At 69.8% G+C, this 6,469-nt stretch carries 7 protein-coding genes; 4 read left to right on the top strand and 3 right to left on the bottom strand.

Annotated features, from left to right (window positions below; genetic code table 11):
- The 3 genes from ACN27A_RS34505 to ACN27A_RS34495 all read left to right on the top strand — a co-directional run.
- Positions 1-858, top strand: an 858-nt coding sequence (locus ACN27A_RS34505; protein WP_421459232.1) for an aminotransferase class III-fold pyridoxal phosphate-dependent enzyme, incomplete at its 5' end; no start/stop codon positions are given.
- 10 nt (positions 859-868) lie between these two features.
- Positions 869-1,744, top strand: coding sequence for a tRNA glutamyl-Q(34) synthetase GluQRS (gene gluQRS, locus ACN27A_RS34500; protein ID WP_421459229.1), 876 nt, complete (start codon positions 869-871; stop codon positions 1,742-1,744).
- 23 nt (positions 1,745-1,767) lie between these two features.
- Positions 1,768-3,141, top strand: coding sequence for a flavin monoamine oxidase family protein (locus ACN27A_RS34495; RefSeq protein WP_421459227.1), 1,374 nt, complete (start codon positions 1,768-1,770; stop codon positions 3,139-3,141).
- A 2-nt stretch (positions 3,142-3,143) separates the two neighbouring features.
- On the opposite strand, the gene ACN27A_RS34490 is transcribed toward ACN27A_RS34495, so the two are convergent.
- Positions 3,144-4,370, bottom strand: coding sequence for a cytochrome P450 (locus tag ACN27A_RS34490; RefSeq protein ID WP_421459225.1), 1,227 nt, complete (start codon positions 4,368-4,370; stop codon positions 3,144-3,146).
- A gap of 34 nt (positions 4,371-4,404) precedes the next feature.
- A complete protein-coding gene (tgt, locus tag ACN27A_RS34485; RefSeq protein WP_421459222.1) occupies positions 4,405-5,631 on the bottom strand; it encodes a tRNA guanosine(34) transglycosylase Tgt in 1,227 nt (408 codons plus the stop codon).
- Between tgt and ACN27A_RS34480 the strand changes: the two genes are divergently transcribed.
- Positions 5,539-6,096 carry a lipoprotein LpqH gene (locus ACN27A_RS34480; RefSeq protein WP_421459219.1) on the top strand — a complete coding sequence of 186 codons (558 nt, stop codon included), beginning with the start codon at positions 5,539-5,541 and terminating at the stop codon, positions 6,094-6,096. The two genes, tgt and ACN27A_RS34480, sit on opposite strands and share 93 nt — an antisense overlap.
- Here ACN27A_RS34480 and ACN27A_RS34475 read toward each other — a convergent pair.
- Positions 6,093-6,469 (bottom strand): hypothetical protein (locus ACN27A_RS34475; protein WP_421459216.1); only part of this gene is annotated, 377 nt, incomplete at its 5' end. The two genes, ACN27A_RS34480 and ACN27A_RS34475, sit on opposite strands and share 4 nt — an antisense overlap.

The raw sequence follows: 6,469 nt of genomic DNA, 5'->3' as shown, positions 1-6,469 counted from the left end.
TACCACGGCAACACCGCCACCGTCACCGCGATCTCACCGTCGTTGGGCGGCGCGGCGACGGTGGGCCCGAACGTGCGGACGGTGCCGGCACCGGACAGCTACCGGGTGCCCGCCGGCGAACTGGCCGGACGCTTCGCCGACGATGTGGCCCGCGCCGCCGACGATCTGGCGGCCGCCGGGCACGGGGTCAGTGCCCTGGTGCTCGACACGATCTTCTCCTCCGACGGCGTCTACCCCACCCCCGACGTCCTGGGCCCGGCCGTCGCCGAAGTCCGCCGACGCGGGGGCGTCTTCGTCGCCGACGAAGTACAACCGGGCTTCGCGCGCACCGGGGATGCGATGTGGGGCTTCCAGCGCCATGGGGTGGTTCCGGACCTCGTCACGATGGGCAAGCCGATGGGCAACGGGCTGCCGGTGGCGGCGATGGCCGGCCGGGCCGAGGTGCTGGCACCGTTCGCGACCGGCGTGCCGTACTTCAACACGTTCGCCGGCAACCCGGTGTCGATGGCGGCGGCCGCGGCGGTGCTGGACGTCATCGAAGCCGACGGGCTGCGCGACCGCGCCCGCGATGTCGGGGCCGCGCTGCGAGCCGGACTCGCCGCCGTGACCGACCCGCGGATCGGGAACGTCCGCGGGGCCGGGCTCTACCTCGGCGTGGAGATCGTCAGCGACCAGCGCACCAAGACGCCCGACCGGGACACGGCCCGCCGGCTGGTCAACGCCATGCGCCGGCGCCGCGTGCTGATCTCGGTGTGCGGCAGCGCCGGCCACGTCCTGAAGATCCGTCCGCCGCTGGTGTTCTCACCGACCGACGTCGACTGGTTCTGCTCGGCCTTCGCCGAGGTGCTGGCCGACTAACGTGACGGGGATGACGGCTGCAGGCAGGTTCGCGCCCAGCCCTTCGGCCGACCTGCACATCGGCAATCTTCGTACCGCCGTGCTGGCCTGGCTGTTCGCCCGGTCGACCGGCAGGCGCTTCCTGATGCGCATCGAGGATCTCGACGACCGCACCCACACCGAGATCGCCGACCGTCAACTGGCCGACCTGGCGGCCCTCGGGCTGGACTGGGACGGCGAGGCCACCCGGCAGACGGCGCATCCGCAGCGCTACGACGCCGTCGTCGCCGACCTGATCGAGCGCGGCCGGGTATTCGAATGCTATTGCACGAGAAAAGACATCGCCGCCGCGCCGCGAGCCCCGCACGCCCCGGAGGGCGCCTATCCGGGCACCTGCCGGGACCTGACCGAACCTCAACGCGCGGCACGCCGGCGCGAGACCGGGCGGCCACCCGCGCTGCGGCTGCGCGCCGACACCACCGAGCACACCGTGCACGACGTGCTGCACGGGGACTACACCGGCCTGGTCGACGACTTCGTGGTGCGCCGCGGTGACGGCGTGCCGGCCTACAACCTGGCGGTCGTCGTCGACGATGCGTCCTGCGGGGTCGACCAGGTGGTGCGCGGCGACGATCTGCTGTCCTCGGCGCCCCGCCAGGCCTACCTGGCCCGCCTGCTGGGCCACCCGCAGCCGACCTACGCCCATGTGCCGCTGGTACTCAACGACGCCGGTGCCCGGCTGGCGAAACGCGACGGGGCGGTCACCCTCGCCGAGATCGGTGCGCCGGACGCGCTGGCCCAGATCGCCGGTTCGCTGGGATACCGCTCCCACACGGTCGGCGGCATGCTCGCCGAGTTCGATCCGGACACGCTGCCGCGCACACCGTGGATATACCGGCCCGACTGACGTCGGCCGTGAGAGAGTTTCGCATGATCACTGCACCGTCGCGCGAAGCGGACGTCATCATCGTCGGCGCCGGCATCTCCGGGATGATCGCCGCCCGTGCGCTTCTCGCAGCGGGGCTGACACCGCTGGTGCTCGAGGCCGACGACCGGGTCGGCGGCCGCATCCTGACCGAGGAGGCGCTGCCCGGCCTGCCCGTCGAACTCGGAGCCCAGTGGATCGGTGATACCCATCACCGGATGTTCGCGCTGGCCGAAGAACTCGGGGTCCAGACGTTTCCGCAGTACGACGACGGCGAGACCTCCTACCAGCTGGCCGGCTCAGGTGTGCTGCGACAGAACGACTTCCACAGCAGGTTCGGCGCCGAGCTGGCCGAGCTGGAAAAGGTGCTGCGGCTGCTCGACGAGCTGGCAGCCGAGGTCCCTCCGGAGGCGCCGTGGCTGGCACCGCATGCCGCGGAATGGGATTCGATCACCGCGGGGGCCTGGTACGACGGTCAGGGACTTTCGCCGGTGGCCCGCACCCTGCTGGAGATCTGCACCGTCGGGATCCTGGCGGTACCCACCGTGGAGGTGTCGTTCCTGCATCTGCTGTTCACCATCCAGACGTGCGGGGTCACCTCGGAGCTGTTCGCCGAGTCCGAGGGCGGGGCGCAGACCACCCGGTTCGTCGGCGGCACCGGCGAGATCCCGCGGCGGCTGGCTGCTCTGATCGCCGACCATCTGGTCCTGGAGGCCCCGGTGCTGCTGATCGAGCACGGTGCCGAGCAGGTGACCGTCACCTGCCGCGGCGGTCTGGTCGCGCGCGGCCGCCGCGTGATCGTCACGCTCTCACCGACGCTGGCCGGCCGGATCATGTACGACCCGCCGCTGCCCGGGGTGCGCGATCAGCTCACCCAGCGGCTGCCCAACGCCTCGGCGATGAAGGCGTTCTTCGTCTACGACGAACCGTTCTGGCGCGCAGACGGACTCAACGGTCAGCTGATCTCGGACATCGGGCCGGCGCGGATGTCCAACGACACCTGCATGCCCGGCGACGGCCGCGGGGTGCTCCTGCTGTTCCTGGAGGGCGACCAGGCCCGCACGTACGGTCGGCTGCCGACCGACCGGCGACGGGGCGCGCTGACCGCGGAGCTGGTGCGCCACTTCGGTCCGAAGGCGGCCCACCCCGAGTGCTACGTGGACGGCGAATGGGCCGAGCGGCAGTGGACCCGGGGCTGCTACAACGCCAACTGCGGCCCCCTGGTGTGGACCACGTTCGGCCCTGCGCTCGCCGCGCCCGTCGGTGCGATCCACTGGGCCGGCACCGACACCGCGACCCACTGGAGCGCATACATGGAGGGCGCGGTGGAGTCCGGCGAGCGGGCCGCCGCGGCGGTCATCGGTGAACTGGGTGGCTGATCTCAGCTCAGCGACACCGGCAGTTCGGCCATCCCGCGCAGCGTGACGTTCTGCTTGTAGGTCGGCTCCGCGGCCAGCGCGGCCTGCGGGAAACGCGCCGTCAGCGCCGTCAGCGCGACGGTTGCCTCGAGCCGGGCCAGCGGTGCGCCCAGGCAGAAGTGCGGGCCCTTGCCGAAGCCGAGGTGACGGATCGTGGGCCGCTGCGGGTCGAACTCGTCGGGACGCTCGACCAGGTCGGGGTCGCGGTGGGCGGCGGCCAGCAACAGCAGCATGTTGTCGCCCTTGGGTACCGTCACACCGCCGATCGTCATGTCGTCGCCGGCCACCCGGCCGATCAGCTGCACCGGCGGGTCGTAGCGCAACGTCTCCTCGATCACCCCGCCGGCGCGTTCGGGGTCGGCCGCCAGCGCCGCCCACTGCGCCGGATCCCGCAGCAACGCCAGCGTCGCGTTGGCGATCAGGTTGACCGTGGTCTCGTGCCCGGCGATCAGCAGCAGGTTGCAGGTCGCGACGATCTCGTCCTCGGTCAGCTGGTCACCGGACTCCTCGACGTGGATCAGCCCCGACATCAGGTCCTCGCCGGGATCGCGGCGGCGCTGGGCGATCAGTTCGCGCAGATACCCGCGCAGCCACAGCCCGGCCTGCATGCGTTCCTCGAATCCCTCCCCCGCGCTGCCGGTGACAGCCAGGAACGGGTCCAGGGCCTGGGCGAGCTTCGCCGAGGCGGCGCTGAACTGGGGCTCGTCGGACAGCGGCACACCGAGCAGCCGGCAGATCACCGCGACCGGCAGCGGATAGGCCAGCCCGGTGATCACCTCGAAGGGCTCGCCGGGTGTCGCCTTGCCCAGCAGCGAGTCGACCAGCGCCACGATGTCGGGTTCGAGCGCCTTGACGACCTTGGGCACGAACGCCTTGCTGACCAGCCGGCGCAGCCGGGTGTGGTCGGGCGGGTCGAGGAACAGGAACCCCGGCGGACCGAACGGACGCGGCGTCGCGCCCTCGGCCAGCATCCGCTGCGCCGCGGTCGACTTGAGCCGGTCGCTGGCCGCCGACGGGTCGCGCAGCACCTGATCGCACAGCGCGTAGGAGGAGAACACCGCCAGGTTGTTCTCCGGCAGCTGCAGCGGACCGTGCTCGCGAATCCGCCCGTACAGCGGGTAGGGATCGGCGCGGTGCACCGGATCGAGCATCTGCATCAGAAGGGACTGGGGGTCCGCGGCAGTCGTCATGCTCTTATTGTGCACGCGTCTAAAAGGACGCAGGTCAGGCTTTCGCCGCGTAGTACCGACCCAGCACGTGCTCACGCAGCTCGTCGAACCGGCCCGCCGGAATGGCCGCACGGATGTCGTCGACGAGACGGATGACGAACCGTTCGTTGTGGATCGTGCACAGCGTCGAGGCCAGGATCTCCTTGGCCTTGAACAGATGGTGCAGATACGCGCGCGTGTAGTGCGCGCACGTATAGCAGTCGCAGGCCTCGTCGATCGGGGTGAAGTCGCGCCGGTACCGGGAACCGGTGATGTTGAACCGGCCGTCCGGCGAATACACCGCGGCGTTGCGGGCCACCCGGGACGGAGAGACACAGTCGAAGGTGTCCGCACCGGCCTCCACGGCCGCGAACAGATCGTCGGGCTCGCTGATGCCCAGCAGGTGGCGCGGCTTGTCGGCGGGCAGCTCGCTGCTCACCCAGCCCACGATCGTGGCGAGGTTCTGCTTCTCCAGCGCCCCGCCGATCCCGAAACCGTCGAAGCCCAGCCCGGCCAGCCCGCGGGCGGCGTGGCGCCGCAGATCCTCGTACTGGGCGCCCTGTACCACCCCGAACAGTGCCTGGGCATGCTTGTCCGGACGCAACTCGTCGAGCCTGCGGTGCTCGACCAGACAGCGCACCGCCCAGTCGTGGGTGCGCTGCACCGAGCGCTCCTGATAGGAGCGGGTGTTGACCAGGGTGGTCAGCTCGTCGAACGCGAAGATGATGTCGGCACCGAGTTGCCGCTGGATCCCGATGGAGATCTCCGGGGTGAAGCGGTGACTGGACCCGTTCAGGTGCGAGCGGAACGTCACCCCGTCGTCGTCGACGTGGGCGAGGCGCTGTTTGCCCTCGGCGATGATGTCGTCGGCCTGGACCCGCTGAGCGTCCATCGACAGCACCTTGCGGAAACCCGCCCCCAGCGAGAGCACCTGGAATCCACCGCTGTCGGTGAACGTCGGGCCGGACCAGTTCATGAACGCGCCCAGACCGCCCGCTGCGTCGACGATATCGGGCCCCGGCTGCAGGTACAGGTGGTAGGCGTTCGCCAGGATCGCCTGGGCACCAAGTTCTTTCATGGTGTCCGGCAGGACCGCTTTGACGGTGGCCTGGGTGCCGACGGCGATGAAGGCCGGGGTCCGGATCTCACCGTGCGGGGTCGTGATCACCCCGGTCCGGCCCAGTCGGCCCGGCAGTTCGGCCTCCACCCGAAAAAACGGATCACTGAACATCGGCACCGGCACGGAAGTAGATTCTGCCCTGTGACCACACGATGGGCAGTCAGTGCCTGCGCTCTCGCCGCCGCCGCTCTCGCCGCCGGGTGTTCGTCGTCTCCGCCGCCGCCCTACCACCCGCCACAGGGCGCGCTGATCCCGGGAACCGCTCAGGTGACCGTCAACGGTCAGGATGCCGGAACCTCCTACGCGGTGAACTGCATGACGATCGAATCGCTGACGATGATCTCCACCGGCGGCGAGGACTCCGGGGTGTACACGATGGTGTCCAACGCCGAGGACCTCGATGTACGGCTGCTGCGCATCACCGACCTCGGCGGGTTCACCGGCAGCTACAACCAGGGCCTCGACGGCGAGGCCACGGTGACGATGACCGACCGCACCTTCGACATCAACGGCACGGCGGTGGGCTTCGATCTCGACGACCCGAGCTTCCGCTCGACGAGCACGTTCGGAATCAAGATCGCCTGCTAGTAGTTCACGGTAATTATTCGGTCACCGGGGCGCCCGCAAATGACCGAGCAGCCACACTCGGTCAGCATTGCACCCGAGTACGGGATCTGGCATGTCCAGTCGTCGACCGGAAACACCAGGTAGTTGCCGCCCTCCGGGTAGGAGACACCATGGATGTAACGGTCGAGGACAGATAGGGCCTCGTTGCAGGACACACTGCCTTCAACGATGCGGACCGGAGCGCTTCGGCCGGTCCAGAACTCGTTGTCCGGGAATGCGATGGCGCCGCAGTCTGTTCCAGAGTCGCTCAACGGGTCGGCGCTCGCTGCGCCGACGGACAGCGCGCCAACCGCGATGGCAGACATGCCCACCCCGACCGCGATGGATCCAGTCC

Source organism: Micromonospora sp. WMMD737, assembly GCF_049179055.1.
GTDB lineage: Bacteria > Actinomycetota > Actinomycetes > Mycobacteriales > Micromonosporaceae > Micromonospora > Micromonospora reichwaldensis.
This window is presented reverse-complemented; position numbering and strand designations above follow the sequence as displayed.